This window comes from Ketogulonicigenium vulgare WSH-001, from assembly GCF_000223375.1.
In the GTDB taxonomy this organism is placed as follows: Bacteria; Pseudomonadota; Alphaproteobacteria; order Rhodobacterales; family Rhodobacteraceae; genus Ketogulonicigenium; species Ketogulonicigenium vulgare.
In genome coordinates, this window is sequence record NC_017384.1 from 2,290,316 (window position 1) to 2,307,233 (window position 16,918).

The window sequence follows — 16,918 nt, forward strand, 5'->3', positions numbered from 1 at the left end:
GCGCTGAATGCAGCACGGTTCAAAGGCGGATCAAAATTCAGGCTTAGATGCGGCCACGCGGAAAAGCGTAGCCGCCTACATCGGTCAGACGGGGAAGGGTCGGGGTCGTCGTCCCCATCTGAAGGGGGCGTAAGTGTCGGAGCATCGTGGCGCGCAGCCACGGGACACGCGCTTGATGCCGCGCGCTTGATGCCGAACCCTCGTAACGGGGTATGTTCCAACTGTCCCTCCAGGCCCGACGGGGCCATGACATCAGCGTATACTAATGCCTTTGCCCGCAAAAACAAGCCTGACGTATTTAAATCGGCTGGCCGGGGACCAGATCGGCCCAGTTCGGATGGAACCGCGCCATATGCAGCGTGTTCACAAAACGGCCGCCTGTGAACAAATCAAACCGGGTTTCATGTTCGGATTGAAAGCCATAGCGCTGGTAAAGTGCGATGGCACGCGCGTTATCGACGGACACGGAAAGCTCGACCCGCAGGATATTCAACCAATTGTCGGTCATGTTCAGCATCTCGGCAATCAGGCCCCCGCCCGCGCCTTGCCCCTGAAAATCGGGATGCACGGCAAGGCCGAAACTGGCAACATGCTTGCGGCGCGGATTGCGATTCTGGATGAGGCCGAGGTGCCCGATGGCGCGGCCCTGCACCTCTGCTACCAGCTCGACCGCGTCCGGATCGCGCGTCACATAAAAGTCGCGCCAAAAGCTTTCGGACCGATGCGGCACCTGCGCGGTATAGGCCAGCACCGATTCGTGGCGGTAGATCTCGATCAATTGCGCGGAATCATCGGGGCGCAGGCTGCGGATCGTAAGAGGGGGCATCTTGGCATCCTTGAATATGCCAACATAGCTTGCGACGCGGCGCCGCCCGGCACAAGATATGCGATAAGTTAAGATTTCTCTTCATCATATCGTAAGTTTCGCGTTGACTATTGTGCCCGAGCAATGCGTCCATTAGCGCATGATTAACCCGCGCGCGCGGGGACCGAACCTAGCAGCGGAACCATTTACAATGATTGAAGAAACCTCGCTTCCCGGCGTGATGATTGTAACACCCGCACGTCACGGCGATGCACGGGGATTTTTCTCGGAAAGCTGGAACCGGCAGCGTATGGCTGATGCGGGCCTTGTTTATGATTTCGTGCAGGACAACCACTCGCTGTCGATGCGAGTCGGCACGTTGCGCGGGCTGCATTTCCAATCGCCCCCCCATGCGCAGGCGAAACTGGTGCGCTGCGGGCGCGGGCGGCTGTTTGATGTGGCGGTCGATATCCGCAAGGGCAGCCCCACCTATGGCAAATGGGTTGGGGTTGAACTCAGCTTTGAAAACGGTCGCCAACTGCTGATCCCCGAGGGGTTCCTGCACGGCTTCGTCACCCTCGAGCCTGAGACCGAGGTTGTTTACAAATGCACCGATTACTATGCCCCCGACTGCGACGGTGCGGTGCTGTGGGATAGCTGCGGCATTGAATGGCCGCTTGAAGGCGAGCCGCTGCTATCGGACAAGGATCTGCGCGCGGTGCCGCTTTCTGATTTTGATTCGCCTTTTGATTTCAAGGGATAAGTCATGAAAATCCTGATTACCGGCGGCGCCGGTTTCATCGGCTCGGCCGTGGTGCGACAGGCGGTGGCGGCGGGCCATCATGTGGTGAACCTTGATGCGCTAACCTATGCAGCCTGCCTCGATAACGTGGCATCGGTTGCGGATAGCCCGCTTTATGCCTTTGAACAGGCCGACATTCGCGATGCCGCAGCGCTCGAGGCCGTGTTCGCGCGCCACGCCCCCGATGCCGTCATGCATCTGGCCGCCGAAAGCCATGTGGACCGCTCGATCGACGGGCCGGGGGCTTTTGTCGAAACGAATGTGATGGGCACCTATACGCTGCTGCAGGCCGCCCGTGCCTATTGGGAGGGTCGCGGCAAGCCCGAGGGTTTCCGCTTTCACCATATTTCAACCGACGAAGTCTTCGGATCGCTGCCCCATGACCCGGCGGTGAAATTCACCGAGGATACCCCCTACGATCCCCGCAGCCCCTATTCCGCCAGCAAAGCCGCGTCGGATCATCTGGTGCGCGCCTGGCACGAAACCTATGGGCTGCCGGTTGTGCTGACGAATTGTTCCAACAATTACGGGCCCTTCCACTTTCCCGAAAAGCTGATCCCCGTCATCATCCTGAACGCTTTGGCCGGTAAACCCCTGCCGATTTATGGCGATGGATCGAACATTCGCGACTGGCTCTATGTCGAGGATCACGCGACCGCCCTGCTGACAGTGCTGGAAAAGGGTAAACTCGGCCGCAGCTATAATATCGGCGGCGAGAATGAGCGCACCAACCTTGAACTGGTGCAAACTCTCTGCGCGATTTTGGACGAGAAACAGCCCAAAACCAGCGGCAGCTATGCCGACCAGATTACCTTTGTCACCGACCGTCCCGGCCATGATGCACGCTATGCCATTGAACCCGAACGCATTCGCACCGAACTCGGTTGGCGCCCCTCGGTCACGGTCGAGCAGGGCCTTGCGCTGACGGTAGATTGGTATTTGGCCAATGAAAGCTGGTGGCAGCCGCTGCTGGACCGGCATGGCGTCGGCCAAAGGCTGGGCACCAAGGCCTGAGGGCAGCAGTATTATTCTATAAACTGGCGCAATATTGGCATTCTTGTTCCACCTTGCGCCAGTTGACCCAGGCTACCCCCCGCCCCAGACTCGCATGATGCTTGCGACAGGAGCCGGACAATGCCTCACGACCACTCTCACGACGATCACGATCACGACCATCATCACCACGATACGCCGTCCGATGCGCCGTGGAAATACGATGGCGTGCGCGTCATCCCCGGCGACAAGCTGGATGCAAATACCGCGCAGACCCCCGGCATGTACCGTCAGGCCGCAATCAACCACGCCCGCGTCGGTGCGGAAAAGATCTGGGCCGGCACCGTTGCCATTGCGCCCAACGCCAAAACCGGCGTTCACCATCATGGTCCGCTGGAAAGCGTCATCTATGTCGTGCGTGGCCGCGCGCGCCTGCGGTGGGGCGAACGTCTTGAATTCGTGGCCGAAGCTGGCCCCGGCGATTTCATCTATGTGCCGCCCTATGTGCCGCATCAGGAAATCAATGCGAACCCCGATGAGACGCTGGAATGCGTATTGGTGCGCTCGGACAACGAGGCCGTCGTGGTGAATATCACCGACATCGACCCGGTCGAGCAGCCCGAGAATGTCCCGTGGATCGATCCGATCCACCGCGAGGGCTAATCCCGCGATTCCCGACCAATCGAATCGTCTTGGGAAATAAAATCATCGTCCGACCCCAGTGCGACAGCATAGCAATGCCAAGCTGGGGGCGGACTTTGGAAGCCGACCCTTGCTGTAGAATGCTATTGCTGTCGCGAACAAGGTCCCCCGGAAAGTCGGGGCGGCTGCAAGATCCGTGAAAGAAGTTTCAAATGGCAACCAATCGTCGCGATGTATTAAAGTATTTTGGCGCCACGGCCGCTGCGCCTGCGCTGTTCTCTTTTGGTTTTCCGGGCCTGGCCCGCGCGCAGTCCAGCACCACGCTGACCATTGCGCAGGGGAATGACATTCTCTCGCTGGACCCGGCCGACCATGCCAACAACAGCACCGAGGCGACGCTGGTCAATCTTTACGATTACCTCGTGAACAAGGATTTCTCGGGCGAGACGCTGGTCTTCACGCCGAACCTTGCGACGTCTTGGACGACCGAAGATCAGATTCGTTGGATCTTTGATCTGCGCGATGATGTGAAATGGCATGACGGCAGCCCCTTTACCGCCGAAGATGTGAAATTCACGATCGAGCGCACGCAAGGCGATGCAAAGCTGCGCAGCACCGCGCGTTTTCGCACCATCAAAGAAGCGAACGTCCTGTCGCCCTATCAGATCGAGATTATCACCGACGGCCGCGACGCGCTGCTGCTGCACAGCTTGGTTGGTAATGGTGCCGGCCTGCTGCCCAAAGCCGCCTTCGAGGCTGCGGCCAGCAAAGAGGCGTTCTTCGAGAACCCCATCGGCACCGGCCCCTATAAATTCCGCGAATGGCGCAAGGCCGACCGCGTCGTGCTGGATGCGAACACCGACTGGTGGGGCGGCACCCCGCATTGGGAACAGATCGTCGTGCGCGCGATCCCCGAAACCTCGACCCGCGTGGCGGAATTCATCACCGGCGGCGTCGATATCGCGGTGAACATCCCGCCCGAGGACATCGCCCGTATCGCCGCTGACCCCGCCACACAGGTCGTCAGCTTTGACATCGCGCGCAATATCGCGCTGCATGTCCGCGTCGCCGAAGGCAGCGCCACCGCGAACCCGCTGGTGCGCGAGGCCATCGACCTTGCCATCAACCGCCCCGAGCTGGCTGAGTTTGTCGTCGAGGGCTTTGCCGCCCCGACGCGCGGCCTGTTTCCGCCAAAGATTCCGGGCTTCAACCCCGATCTGACCGGCGATGACAGCACCTTTAACCCTGACCGCGCGCGCGAATTGATTGCCGAGGCGGGCGCCGAAGGCACCACGATCACCCTCTCCAGCCCCTCAGGCCGTTATGTGAAAGACCGCGAGATTGCCGAGGCTGTTGTCGGCTATCTGCAAGACATCGGTTTGGACGCCCGTCTTGAAGTGCTGGACTGGAGCGTCTTCAACTCGCGCCTGAACAGTTTCGAGCTGGGCGATATGTATCTGTGGGGCATGGGGTCGTATACCGACGCCTCGATCCTGCTGCCGCGCTCGATCCTGAACCGTTTCAACAACGACTGGCACGATGCGACGTTCGACGGGCTGGAGGCCGCAGCCGCTGCCGCCCCGACCGAGGAGGAGCGTCTGGCGATCCTGCGCGAGGGCCAGCAGATCATGACCGACGCCCGCGCCCGCATCGGCCTGCTGTACCCTCAAGCCATCTATGGCGTGAACGCGCGTATCAGCTTTGACGGCCGCTTTGACGAGATGATCCCCGCCGAAGGGGCCCGTCGCGTATGATCATCCGGGCCTTGGGGCGCTTTGTTCTGCAAGCGATTCCCGTTCTTTATATCGTGTCGCTGATCGTCTTTGTTCTGGTTTTCCTGACGGGCGACCCCACGGCCATGATGATCCCGGATGATGCGACCGAGGCAGACCGGGCGGCACTGATTGCCGCCTGGGGCCTCGATCAGCCGGCGCATATTCAATATGTCCGCTATATGGCGAATATCCTGCAGGGGGATTTCGGCACATCCTATCGCTATGGCACATCGGCCCTGCCCATTGTGCTGGACCGCCTGCCCGCGACGCTGCTGCTGACATTCGGCGCGCTGGTCGTGGCGCTGATCATCGCAATTCCTGCCGGCATTATCGCGGCTTTGCGCCACAATAGCGCGGTGGATTACACCGTTTCGGGCACAGCGGTTTTGTTCAAAGCCATGCCGAATTTCTGGGTCGGGATCATGCTGATCCTGATCTTTGGCGTCTGGCTGCGCTGGTTGCCGGTATCGGGTTCGGGCAGTTTCGCGCATCTGATCTTGCCCGCGATCACGCTGGGCACCGGCTTTGCCGCCGATCTGGCAAAGCTTGTCCGCGCCAGTATGCTGGAAGTGCTGGGCCAAGATTACATCCGCACCGCCATGTCAAAGGGCATCCCTGACCGGGTGGTGATTTTCAAACATGCCTTGAAAAATGCAGCCATTCCCACCGTCACGATGACATCGCTGCATATCATCGCACTGCTGGGAGGCGCGCTGGTGACCGAGACCGTGTTCTCGTGGCCCGGCCTTGGGCAGCTGATCGTGCAAGCGATCTATACAAAGGATATGGCGGTCATCCAAATCGCGGTTTTCGTCATCACCATTATGACGCTGGTGCTGAATTTTCTGACGGATCTGGCCTATCGGCTGCTTGATCCCCGCATCCGGTTGTGACGCTATGACTCATCTCTCACCCGCCTTGAAATCGCTGCTGAAAAGCCGCGCGGCCATGCTGGGCATCGTGATGTTTGCGGTGATTGTGCTGTCGGCTGTCTTTGCCGATCTGCTGCCGCTGGCCGATCCCACCCGGCGCAGCCTGCCTGCGCGCAACCTGCCGCCGCTATCGGGCACCAACGGCCAGTTCTTTTTGCTGGGGTCAGACGGTCAGGGTCGCGATATGCTGTCGCGCATCATCTATGGCGCGCGCGCATCACTGATCGTGGGGCTGGCCGCCGTGTCGCTATCGGCCTTTATCGGGTTGGTCGTGGGGCTGATATCTGGGCTGCGCGGCGGCTGGGTTGATCTGGTGCTGATGCGCATCATCGACGCGGTGCTGGCGATCCCGACGCTGCTGTTCATGCTGGTGGTCGCGCTGGTCGTCGGATCGGGGCTGATGCCGCTGATCGTCGCCATCGCCGTGACCAACTGGGTCGTCTATGCCCGCATGGTCAGGGCCGAAGTTTTGCGCGTCAAAGACCTCGATTTCGTCGCTGCGGCGCGGATTGCCCGCGTGTCAGGTGCGACGCTGCTGGGGCGGCACATCCTGCCCAACATCCTGCCCGCCTTTATCGTCGTTGCCACACTGAATATCGGCGCGGTGATCCTGCTGGAAAGCTCGCTGTCGTTCCTGGGCTTTGGCATTCAGGCACCCGGTATCTCGTGGGGGCAAATGCTGGCCGAGGGGCGTCAGTCGCTGGCCACCAGCTGGTGGGTTGCAACCTTCCCTGGCGTGGCGGTCACCATGACCGTTTTCAGCATCATCCTGCTGGGTGACTGGCTGCGTGACTATCTAGACCCGAGGCATCCGGCATGACCCCCGTTCTGACCTATCGTAACGCCGCAATCAGCCTGCCGCGCGATGAGGGCCACACCACCTTGGTGCGCGGCGTTGATCTGAATGTCTCGCGCAATGAGATCGTGGCACTGGTCGGCGAAAGTGGATCGGGCAAAACGCTGACCGCCCTCAGCACGCTGGGTCTGCTGCCGCGCGGGGCTGAATTCACCGCCGATACTGCGACGCTGAACGGCCACGACCTGACCCGGATGACCCCGGAGGGCTGGCGCGCCCTGCGCGGGGCCGAGGTCGGCATCGTGTTTCAAGAACCTTTGTCATCCCTCAATCCCGTGCTGACGATCGGCGATCAGATTGGCGAGGTTCTGTTCTATAAACGCGGCCTCGCCCGCGCCCAGCGCCGCGCGGTTGCAACCGACCTGCTGGCCCGCATGGGCCTTGCCCGCCCCGCACAGCTGTTGGACGAATATCCGCACCAACTATCGGGCGGGATGCGTCAGCGCGTGATGCTGGCCATCGCCATGGCCGGCGAGCCCTCGCTGCTGATCTGTGACGAGCCGACCACCGCGCTCGACAACTCGGTGCAGGCGCAGGTGCTAGAGCTGATCGTCGAGACCGCGGCACAGACCGGCGTAGGCGTGCTGTTCATCACGCATGATTTGTCGGTGGTGGCGCAGGTCGCCGACCGCGTCGCCGTCATGCAGCACGGCGCGATTGTCGAAGCAGCCCCCGTGACCCAACTGTTCCGCAGCCCGCAGCATCCCTATACGCAAAAGCTGATCGGCCTTGCCCCCCATGTGCCCGCTGTGGTCCGCACCGGCGCGCCTAGTGCCGCACCCGAGGCCGCGAAAGCCCCTCTGCTAGAGTTGCGCGATATTACAAAGCGCTATGACGGCAAAACGCTGGCACTGGATCACGTCTCGCTGCAACTCGCGGCGGGCGAGACGCTGGGCATCGTAGGCGAATCGGGGTCAGGGAAATCATCACTGGCCAAGATCATCACCGGATTGCAACGCCCCGATAGTGGCAGCGTGCTGTTTGACGGGCGCGACCTGCTCAATGGCCCCGCCGGTGCTGGCAGCGATGTGCAGATGGTGTTCCAAGACCCGTTTTCATCCCTGAACCCGCGTATGCGGATCGGCGCGATCATTACCGAGCCCCTCTATGCCCTCAGCCGCCTGTCCCGCACCGTGGCCGCGAACGAGGCTGCCCGCCTGTTGGAAACAGTCGGCCTGTCCCCCGATATGGCAACCCGCTTTCCGCACCAACTGTCGGGCGGCCAGCGCCAGCGCGTCGGCATTGCCCGCGCCCTGTCGGTGCGGCCGCGCCTGCTGATCTGTGACGAGCCTGTCTCGGCGCTCGATGTCTCGGTTCAGGCCGAGATTCTGGCCCTGCTGCAGCGCCTGAAATCCGAATTCAGCCTGACAACGATCTTTATCGCCCACGGCCTCGACAGTGTTTACGCCGTCTCGGACAAGGTTGCGGTGATGAGCCAGGGCAAGGTCGTCGAATCCGGCCCGCGCGATCAGGTCTTTGGCGCACCGCAGCATGATTATACCCGCAAACTTCTGGACGCGATCCTCGACAGCGATCCCGCCCAAAGCCGTTTCCGCCGCAACCCTTTGCAGCACGCCTAAAGGATAGACCATGACAGACCGTCAGATGCATTTCGGCCTTTTCCACCTGCCGCTGGGCCGTCACCCCTATGCGTGGCGCCGCGACGATGCCGAAGGCCACCCCGAGGATCTGGCCTGGGCGATCCGCACCGCCCAAAAGGCCGAGGAAGGCCTGTTCGACGCATTCTTTCTGGCCGATAATTTGGTCGGTCCGGTGCTGGACGAGCAGGGCCGCCCCGGCGGGTTTGAACCGCTGACCCTGCTGGGCGCGATTGCCGCTACCACCAGCCGCATCGGGCTGGTCGCGACGGTCTCGACCTCGTTTTCGGAACCGCTGAATATCGCGCGCATGTTCGCATCACTCGATCATATGTCGGGCGGGCGCGTCGGCTGGAATGTCGTCACCTCGCAATCCGACCGCGCGGCGCAGAATTTCGGCTGGGACAAGCTAGAGGATCACGCCACCCGCTATGCCCGCGCCGCCGAATATATCGCCGTTTGCCGCGCCCTGTGGCATTCGTGGGAACCGGGCGCGCTGGCGCTGGACAAAGCCAGCGGCACGATGGTCGACCGTCACCGCGTCCATGACATCAACCACGCGGGCCAGTTCTATAAGGTGCGCGGCCCCCTGAACCTGTCGCGCATGCCGCAGGTCGAGCCCGTGATCTTTCAGGCCGGCTCCTCGGGCGATGGCATCGGCCTTGCGGGTTCGGTCGCCGATGTGGCCTTTACCGCGCAGGATTCGATTGCTGACGGCCTCGCCTTCCGTGACGCGCTGTACAAGGCTGCGGCAGGGCGCACGGATGGCCACCTGCCGCTGATCATGCCCGGCGTCATGCCCATCGTTGGCCGCACGAATGCCGAGGCGCGCGAGAAATTCGCCCTGCTGCAGGACAATACCGATATCGCCGCCGGTATCCGCCAGCTTTCGGGCCGTTGGGGCTATGACCTGTCGACCTATGACCCCGAAGGCCCCGTCCCCGAACCCGGTCCCAATGTCCACGGCCAAAGCCGCGTGCAGATGCTGCTGCAAAAATCGCGCGAGGAGAATTACCGCCTGCGCGATCTGGCGGCGCTGGCCATCGCCTCGCACGGGCACCGCATTGTCGTCGGCGCGCCGGACGAGATCGCGGATGATCTGGAAAAATGGTTCACATCGGGCGCAGCAGACGGGTTCAACATCATCCCCGCTAGCATGCCCGACGGGGTCGATGATTTCGTCGATCTGGTGGTGCCTGTGCTGCAAGAGCGCGGCCTTTACCGTAAATCCTATGCGGGCAAGACCTTGCGCGCGCATCTGGGGTTGAAAACACCGGAATAACGAAGGGGCCCTGCGGGGCCTTTTCATTTGCCCAAAACAAAACCGCCGCCCTGTCCGGGGCGGCGGTTTTGTTTGGTAGTGGTGCCGCTGAAGGGACTCGAACCCCCGACCCCATCATTACGAATGACGTGCTCTACCAGCTGAGCTACAGCGGCGACGCGCGGCAAATAGCATCCTGAAACGTCAAGGGAAAGACCTAATTTGCGCGTCGTGTATCGGTTTCTTCGGGCAACTCGACGTCAGGGGGTGGCGGCAGAATGACCTCTTCTTCCGCATCCTCGACCTTGGTCTGCGGCGCGGGCGTTGGGGCCGGTTTCACCGCCTGTTCAACCACATCGCCGGACAGATCAACCGGCGCAACGGGCGCGCCAACGATCAGCGGCAGCATTGCTGCGCCGCCTGGCATAGCGAAATCGCTGGCAGGCGGCGTGGTCCAGGCCAAAGTGTCAAAACCATGGCAGGACGCGCAGACCGGCAGCCATTGCGCATGCACCTTGCCGCATTGGCCGCAAACCCATTGCGGCCCGCGCGGGGCCGTCAAAGCGCGGGTCAGCCAGCCGCGCACCACGGATTCGTCAGCGCCCATGCCCCGCTCGATCGCGGCCATCAGCGCAAGCGAGCGCGAGGTTGCATCCGCCCCCTCGACCAATTCACCCAAGGCGCGCCGCGCCGCCGGGAAATCACCATTGGCGATCAGCAGCTCGGCCCGCAGCATTTTATTTTCGGCATGATCGGTACGCAGGTTGGTCAGCGTCTCGAATCGCGCAAGACGCTGGTCGGGACGTTCGTCGGGCATGATCTCGGCAAAGGCTTCGGCCAGATCGGGGTGGGGCTGCACTTCCCAGGCCTTGCGCAGGACACGCGTGGCATAGCGCGGGTTGCCATCCTTGATATAGCTGCGCGCGGCCATGACGGCGGCGGGCACCAGATCGGGGGACAGACGGTTCGCCTCGATCGCGCGTTCGCGCGCATCGATTGGCACCTTGTCGTCAAAGACGGCCTGCGCCTCGGACAGGGCCAGCACGGCATCACGGCGGCGATAGACATCACGCGGCAGCGCGCCGCGCCGTGCCTTTTCGCCCAAGGTTGCACGCGCACCGGCCCAATCGCTGCTTTCAGCCTGCAACCGCAGCAGAACATCTTGCACCTCGACATTCTCGGGGCGGGCTTTGAACGCGGCTTCGGCCAGTTTCAGCGCAGTGACGGTATCACCAGCCGTCAGCTTTTGCTTCATCAGCCCCTGCAACGCGACAAAGCGGGTGCGATCGCTGGTCAGCAATTCTTTATAGGTTTCCTCGGCCAGATGGGTCTCGCCCGCGCGCTCGGCGGTATGGGCAAGCAGCACATGTGTCACATCAGGCGCGCCGAGGTATTTATCCGCGACTTTGGCACGGGCCAGCGCCTCTTTCGCCTCGCCTGCGGCCAGCGCCAGCACACTGTCGGACAGGGCTTTCATACCCTTACGCTCGCGCCCACGGCTGAAATAACGCGAAACGGCCGTGTCATCGCCATTGATGAACCGCAGCACCGCCAGCAGCAGACCCAGCAGGCGCAGCACCGCCCAGAACAATAGCATCACGATCGCAATCGCAACGACGCTTTCCAGCGGGCGCAGGGTCACCTCGACCCCGCCAAGGGTGACAACCGCACCACCGGGCATTTCTGCCAACCAAACGGCACCGGCCGTCACACCGGTGACGATCACAACGAAGGTCAGGATTTTAAGCAGTGACCAGATCATCATTCCCTCTGCACTATTCTGCCGGTGAGATGGCGGCCACGGCGGCCTCGGCATCCAAACGGGCCTGCGCGGCGCCCGTCCATTCAGCCATCGCAGCCTGCGCCCCCGGGGGCAGGCTTGCAACCTCGGCCAAGGCTGCGGTCAAATCGCCCGTCGCAACAGCCGCGCCCGCACGCGACAGAACGGCATCCGCGTCCGTCCCCTCGCGCGGCGCGACCGAGCGCAGGTTAAAACGGTTCTGCAAAAAGCCCATCAACCCGCTTTCACTGCCGCGTTCGGCAACCAGCGCCGCACGGGCGGCGGCGGGGAAATCGTCCTGCAATTGCGCAAGGGTCGGCACGGTTTCAATATTTTGCAAGGCGGGCGGGATCGCGACACCCTCGGCCTGCAGATCGGCCAGCGCCGCGGCAAAGCCTGCGCCACTGTCAATCGCGGCACGCAGACGGTCTTGGGTCGCAGCGATCAGACGTTGTTGCGCATCGCTGGCAGCGGCGGTCGCGGCCGCAACGGCTGTTTGTGTCGCCTCGGCCACCTCGGTCGCGCGTGCGGAGGCGAAATCCTGCAACTGCGCGCCTTGGGCCGCAAGCTGTTCGCGCAAAGCGTCGATCTCGGCCGTGAAGGCCGACGTATCAATGGGTGCACCGCTGGGGGCTGCCTCGGCCGTGTTCAGACGGCTCTCGAACGCCTCGATCTGGGCAGCGACCGGCGCAATCGCGGCGGCGATCTGATCCGCCAGTGCGGTCTGCATATCGGTTTGTGCGGCGCCTTGGGCCTCGACGGCGGTGCGCAGCGCATCCAGCGCGGCGCTGGGGTCGGGGCGCGCGGCCAGATCCGCCTCAATCGCGCTCATCCGCTGTGCAAGCGGGCTGAATTGCATCCCAAGGCCAAGGTAAGCCGCACCATAGCCCAAGGCCGCCGCAACCACCCCCGCCAGCACCAAAGGCACGGCAGCGCTGGCTTTCTTGGGCGCGACCTCGTCAACGGGTTTGGGCGCATCGCTGGGCGCCGGATCGCGCGCGGGCGCAGGTGGGAGCACAGCTTCGTCTTGCTTGATCTCGGGATCTGGCATGGAACTCTCCCATCACGCTATTTAGACTGTAATCTAACCGCCCCGGCGCGGGCTTCAACCCGCTTCGCCAACGGCTTGCGCGACAAGGCGCTGCATTGCCGAAAGTTCAGGCGTGGGCGCAACGTAAACCTTTGCGGCGGATGGTGCCAATGCTGCCGCAGCCGGGCTGATGGCCACGATGATCAATGGGGCCGCAAATGGCCCCGCTTTCGCCACCAAAGCCGCAGATCGCGGTGAAAACAGCGGCAGAACCACAGGCGCTGTGCCATTCAATAGCGCAAGGGCGGCGGGTGAAAGCGGGCAATCCTGCTGATCATAGACCACCAAAGCATCGCAAACACGCCCCGCCGACTGTAGCGCCACGGCCACATCTGCGGCAACATGCGCGCCGCGCAAATGCAAAAAAGGGCCATTTCCGCCCTCGGCCAGAATGCGGGGCAGCAAATGCGCGGCATCGGGGCCTGCCACGATGGCATCGGCGCCATTGGCGCGGGCAACCTCGGCTGTGCGCAGGCCGACACACCACGCGGGCAGGCCGGGCGGCAGATCAAGGCGCGCCAAGGCCGCCGCGCCATTTTCCGATGTCAGCACCAGCGCCTTTGGCACGCGCAACACCTGCGGGGTCAGCGGGACGATCCGCATGATCGGGCTGATCAGATGGGGCGTCTCGACCCCCAGCCCATCCAAAAATCGCTGGGCCGCGCCGAGCGGGCGGGTCAGCAGCAATGTCGCGGCCATTCGCCCCTCGCACCGTTGTTTCGCTTGACTGCAAATGTTACCTGCTGGGCGACAGGGCGCAACCCGCCCCTTGGGACACTTGCTATGACGACCGCACTCACCATCCTTGGCATTGAATCCAGTTGCGATGATACCGCAGCCGCCGTGCTGCGCATCAACGGATCAGATGCCGAGATCCTGTCCTCGGTCGTCGCGGGCCAGACCGAATTGCATGCCGATTTTGGCGGCGTCGTCCCCGAGATTGCCGCCCGCGCCCATGCCGAACGTGTCGACATCTGTGTCGAGGACGCGCTGCAAAGGTCCGGCCTGCCGCTGGATCAGATCGATGCCATCGCCGTCACCGCCGGCCCCGGCCTGATCGGCGGGGTTCTGGCAGGCGTCATGTGCGCCAAGGGGCTGGCACTGGCGACCGGCAAGCCATTGATCGGGATCAATCATTTGGCTGGCCACGCGCTGACACCGCGCCTGACGGATGGGTTGGACTTTCCCTATCTGTTGCTGCTGGTTTCGGGCGGACACTGCCAGTTTCTGCTGGTTGAGGGGCCGGACAACTTCCGCCGTCTTGGCGGCACGATTGACGATGCCCCGGGCGAAGCCTTTGACAAAACCGCGAAACTTCTGGGCCTGCCGCAACCCGGCGGCCCCGCGGTCGAGCGTGAGGCCACAAAAGGCGATCCTCGCCGCTTTCCCCTGCCCCGTCCGCTGCTGGATCGGCCCGGTTGCGATATGTCATTTTCTGGCCTGAAAACAGCTCTGCTGCGCGCCCGTGATGCGGTAGTGGAGGAAAAAGGCGGCATCACGGTGCAGGATCGCGCCGATCTTTGCGCCGCCTTTCAACTGGCGGTGGTCGATATCTTGCACGAGAAATCCCGACGCGCGCTGATTGAATACCTCGCGCTGGCGCCCAGCGCGCCCGCCTTTGCTGTCGCGGGCGGCGTGGCTGCAAACGGCCCGATCCGCACGGCACTGACGCAGCTTGCAGCGCAGATGGGTGCGAATTTTGTCGCGCCGCCGCTGGCGCTGTGCACCGATAACGCCGCCATGATCGCTTTTGCGGGCTATGAGGCCCTGCAAAACGGCCAGATCAGCGGCCTTGACCTGTCGGCCCGCCCGCGCTGGCCCCTCGATACATCCGCCGCGCCCCTCCTCGGCGCTGGCAAAAAAGGAGCGAAAGCATGACGATTTGCGTGGTTGGCGCAGGCGCCTTTGGAACAGCACTGGCGGTGACCATCGCCCGCGCTGATCCCCAGCGCGCCGTGCAACTTTGGGTGCGCGACATCACGGCCGAGACGACGATGAACTGGACGGGCGAAAGCCCGCGTCTGCCCGGCGTCAAACTGCCAAAGAATGTGCATGTCACCTCGCTGAAAGAGGCGCTGGATCAAGCCTCGGTCATTTTGCTGGCCGTACCGGCGCAGGCGTTGCGTCCGTTCCTGATCAAACACGCCGCGCGCCTTGGGGGCCGCCCGCTGGTGGCCTGCGCCAAGGGCATCGACCTTGAAACGCTGGACGGGCCCAGCGCCACCATTGCTGCAACCGTACCCGATGCAATCCCCGCCGTGCTGACGGGCCCCAGCTTTGCCGCCGATATCGCGCGCGGATTGCCCACCGCGCTGACGCTGGCCTGCGCGGATGAGGCGGTGGGCGAGATGCTGCAAGCTGCCCTCTCGACCCCGACCCTGCGCCTTTACCGCACCACCGACTTGCGCGGCGCAGAACTGGGCGGCGCGCTGAAAAACGTCATGGCGATCGCCTGCGGCGCGACCATCGGCGCTGGATTTGGCGATTCTGCCCGCGCCGCGCTGCTAACGCGCGGCTATGCGGAGATGAGCCGGATGGCGCTGGCTTTGGGCGCACGGCCCGAGACGCTCGCCGGTCTTTCGGGGCTTGGCGATCTGGTGCTGACCTGCACCTCGGCGCAGTCGCGCAACTATCGTTTTGGCCTTGCACTGGGCGAGAGTCGCGCGCCAGATGCAGGCATGACTGTCGAGGGCGTCGCCACCGCAAGCGCCGCAAGCGCACTTGCCGCGCGTCTGGGCATCGAGATGCCGATCACCGCCACGGTCGCCCAACTGACCCGGGGCGAGACAACACCAGCCGCCGCCATGCAGGATCTGCTGGCGCGGCCCCTGAAGGAGGAATGAATGCACTTTGCCATTATCTGCCGCGACAAGACCGGCGCGCTTGAAACCCGTCTGGCCAATCGCGACGCCCATGTCGCGTTCCTCGGCACGACCAAGGTCGCATTTGCCGGGCCGTTTTTGGACGAGGCAGGCCAAATGGTCGGATCGCTGATCGTGATCGAGGCGGACAGCCTGCAAGCGGCCAAGGACTGGGCAGCGGGTGACCCCTATGGCAAGGCGGGCCTGTTCGAACAGGTCACGATCCAAGAATGGAAAAAGGTCATCGGCTGATGCGCTATTGGCTGATGAAATCCGAACCAGATGAATTTGGCTGGGATCATCAGCAGGCGCTTGGCCCTGCGGGCGGCGCATGGAGCGGCGTTCGCAACTATCAGGCGCGCAACAATATGCGCGCAATGTCGGTCGGCGATCTGGTGTTCTTTTATCATTCGAACATCGGCAAAGAGATCGTCGGCATCATGCGTGTGATCGCGCCTGCCGCCCAAGATCCGACAACCGATGACCCGCGTTGGGATTGCGTCAGTGTCACTGCGGTTGAAAAGCTGCCGCGTCCCGTCACGCTGGATACGATCAAGGCAACACCCGCGCTTGCGGACATGGCGCTGGTGAAATCGTCGCGGCTATCCGTCCAGCCGGTCGCAACCGATGAATGGAAACTGATCTGCCGCATGGGCGGGCTTGATCGGGTGCAGATTTAGGCTGCGCAGCCCAATGACCAGTTCGATGCGCCGTCCCAGCCCCAGGCTGTAGCGCAGGGCGCTGCGCACCGATTTCGGGCGCAAGATCGCAATCCGAGCCTGTTCCAAACCATTCCCCTGATATCTGCACCCCTCATTTGCACCCAAAAGGTTAACAAAATGCCAATGGCATCGCGGTTGACCCCTGTGGGGTCGGGCGATATCTGCAGGGAAACCCTGATCGGAGCAGAAATGGCCAATTTCCTGTATCAAAACGACCTGCCCGACGACTTGGATCTTGGCCCTGTTATTGCCATCGACTGCGAGACAATGGGCCTGAACCCGCACCGCGACCGGCTGTGTCTGGTGCAGATCTCGGGCGGGGATGGCAATGCCCATATGATCCAGATCAGCCCCGGCCAGCGCAGTGCGCCAAATCTTGCGCGGATGCTGGAAGACGCCAATATCCTGAAGCTGTTCCACTATGGCCGCTTTGACATTGCCGCGATGTATCACGCTTTTGGCGCGCTGGCGCAGCCGGTCTATTGCACCAAGATCGCGTCGAAAATGGTGCGCACCTATACCGAACGCCATGGGCTGAAATTCCTGCTGCAGGATCTGATCGGGGTCGATATCTCGAAACATCAGCAGCAGTCGGATTGGGGCGCGGCCAGCCTGACGCCCGCCCAACTGGATTACGCGGCATCCGATGTGCTGTATCTGCACCGCCTGCGCGCGCATCTGGACGCGCTGCTTGCGCGCGAGGGACGCACAGGCCTTGCGCAGGCCTGCTTTGATTTTCTGCCGACGCGGGCTAGACTCGACCTTGAAGGTTGGCAAGAAAACGACATCTTTGCACATTGA

At 62.7% G+C, this 16,918-nt stretch carries 17 protein-coding genes and 1 tRNA gene; 13 read left to right on the top strand and 5 right to left on the bottom strand.

The features are described 5' to 3' along the window. Positions 1-298: 298 nt before the first annotated feature. Positions 299-826 (bottom strand): GNAT family N-acetyltransferase, encoded by a 528-nt coding sequence (locus tag KVU_RS11420; RefSeq protein ID WP_013385392.1) that lies wholly within the window; start codon positions 824-826, stop codon positions 299-301. Between the two features lie 190 nt (positions 827-1,016). Between KVU_RS11420 and rfbC the strand changes: the two genes are divergently transcribed. From rfbC to KVU_RS11460, 8 genes are all read left to right on the top strand, one after another. Next, positions 1,017-1,568: a dTDP-4-dehydrorhamnose 3,5-epimerase gene (gene rfbC / locus KVU_RS11425; protein WP_013385393.1), complete on the top strand. Its 552-nt coding sequence runs from the start codon at positions 1,017-1,019 to the stop codon at positions 1,566-1,568. Between the two features lie 3 nt (positions 1,569-1,571). Further along, positions 1,572-2,621, top strand: coding sequence for a dTDP-glucose 4,6-dehydratase (gene rfbB / locus KVU_RS11430; RefSeq protein ID WP_013385394.1), 1,050 nt, complete (start codon positions 1,572-1,574; stop codon positions 2,619-2,621). A 120-nt stretch (positions 2,622-2,741) separates the two neighbouring features. Then, entirely contained in the window at positions 2,742-3,263 is a 522-nt protein-coding gene (locus KVU_RS11435; RefSeq protein ID WP_013385395.1) for a cupin domain-containing protein, read from the top strand. Between the two features lie 191 nt (positions 3,264-3,454). Next, positions 3,455-4,996 carry an ABC transporter substrate-binding protein gene (locus KVU_RS11440; RefSeq protein ID WP_013385396.1) on the top strand — a complete coding sequence of 514 codons (1,542 nt, stop codon included), beginning with the start codon at positions 3,455-3,457 and terminating at the stop codon, positions 4,994-4,996. After that, positions 4,993-5,910, top strand: coding sequence for an ABC transporter permease (locus KVU_RS11445; RefSeq protein ID WP_013385397.1), 918 nt, complete (start codon positions 4,993-4,995; stop codon positions 5,908-5,910). Before KVU_RS11440 ends, KVU_RS11445 begins: the two co-directional genes overlap by 4 nt. Before the next feature lie 4 nt (positions 5,911-5,914). After that, the gene (locus KVU_RS11450) at positions 5,915-6,769 is read left to right on the top strand and encodes an ABC transporter permease (RefSeq protein WP_049776492.1); all 855 of its coding nucleotides are present in this window, start codon (positions 5,915-5,917) and stop codon (positions 6,767-6,769) included. Next, positions 6,766-8,385: a dipeptide ABC transporter ATP-binding protein gene (locus KVU_RS11455; protein ID WP_013385399.1), complete on the top strand. Its 1,620-nt coding sequence runs from the start codon at positions 6,766-6,768 to the stop codon at positions 8,383-8,385. Before KVU_RS11450 ends, KVU_RS11455 begins: the two co-directional genes overlap by 4 nt. Positions 8,386-8,395: 10 nt before the next feature. Further along, positions 8,396-9,685 carry an NtaA/DmoA family FMN-dependent monooxygenase gene (locus KVU_RS11460; RefSeq protein ID WP_013385400.1) on the top strand — a complete coding sequence of 430 codons (1,290 nt, stop codon included), beginning with the start codon at positions 8,396-8,398 and terminating at the stop codon, positions 9,683-9,685. Between the two features lie 79 nt (positions 9,686-9,764). Here KVU_RS11460 and KVU_RS11465 read toward each other — a convergent pair. The 4 genes from KVU_RS11465 to KVU_RS11480 form a co-directional block, all read right to left on the bottom strand. Continuing rightward, positions 9,765-9,840: transfer RNA gene (locus tag KVU_RS11465), tRNA-Thr, on the bottom strand. A gap of 41 nt (positions 9,841-9,881) precedes the next feature. After that, a complete protein-coding gene (locus KVU_RS11470; RefSeq protein WP_013385401.1) occupies positions 9,882-11,426 on the bottom strand; it encodes a heme biosynthesis protein HemY in 1,545 nt (514 codons plus the stop codon). A gap of 13 nt (positions 11,427-11,439) precedes the next feature. Continuing rightward, complete coding sequence (locus KVU_RS11475; RefSeq protein ID WP_013385402.1) at positions 11,440-12,495, bottom strand: COG4223 family protein; 1,056 nt, start codon at positions 12,493-12,495, stop codon at positions 11,440-11,442. 54 nt (positions 12,496-12,549) lie between these two features. Then, positions 12,550-13,233 (bottom strand): uroporphyrinogen-III synthase, encoded by a 684-nt coding sequence (locus KVU_RS11480; RefSeq protein ID WP_013385403.1) that lies wholly within the window; start codon positions 13,231-13,233, stop codon positions 12,550-12,552. Positions 13,234-13,317: 84 nt separating this feature from the next. On the opposite strand from KVU_RS11480, the gene tsaD reads away from it, so the two are divergent. The 5 genes from tsaD (at position 13,318) to KVU_RS11505 (ending at position 16,918) form a co-directional block, all read left to right on the top strand. After that, positions 13,318-14,412 carry a tRNA (adenosine(37)-N6)-threonylcarbamoyltransferase complex transferase subunit TsaD gene (gene tsaD / locus KVU_RS11485; RefSeq protein WP_013385404.1) on the top strand — a complete coding sequence of 365 codons (1,095 nt, stop codon included), beginning with the start codon at positions 13,318-13,320 and terminating at the stop codon, positions 14,410-14,412. Further along, complete coding sequence (locus KVU_RS11490) at positions 14,409-15,377, top strand: NAD(P)H-dependent glycerol-3-phosphate dehydrogenase (RefSeq protein WP_013385405.1); 969 nt, start codon at positions 14,409-14,411, stop codon at positions 15,375-15,377. The genes tsaD and KVU_RS11490 overlap by 4 nt, the downstream gene beginning before the upstream one ends. Further along, entirely contained in the window at positions 15,378-15,647 is a 270-nt protein-coding gene (locus KVU_RS11495; protein WP_013385406.1) for a YciI family protein, read from the top strand. Further along, positions 15,647-16,075 (top strand): EVE domain-containing protein, encoded by a 429-nt coding sequence (locus tag KVU_RS11500; protein WP_013385407.1) that lies wholly within the window; start codon positions 15,647-15,649, stop codon positions 16,073-16,075. Before KVU_RS11495 ends, KVU_RS11500 begins: the two co-directional genes overlap by 1 nt. Positions 16,076-16,306: 231 nt before the next feature. After that, on the top strand, positions 16,307-16,918 hold the full coding sequence (locus tag KVU_RS11505; protein ID WP_014538033.1) for a ribonuclease D: 612 nt from the start codon (positions 16,307-16,309) through the stop codon (positions 16,916-16,918).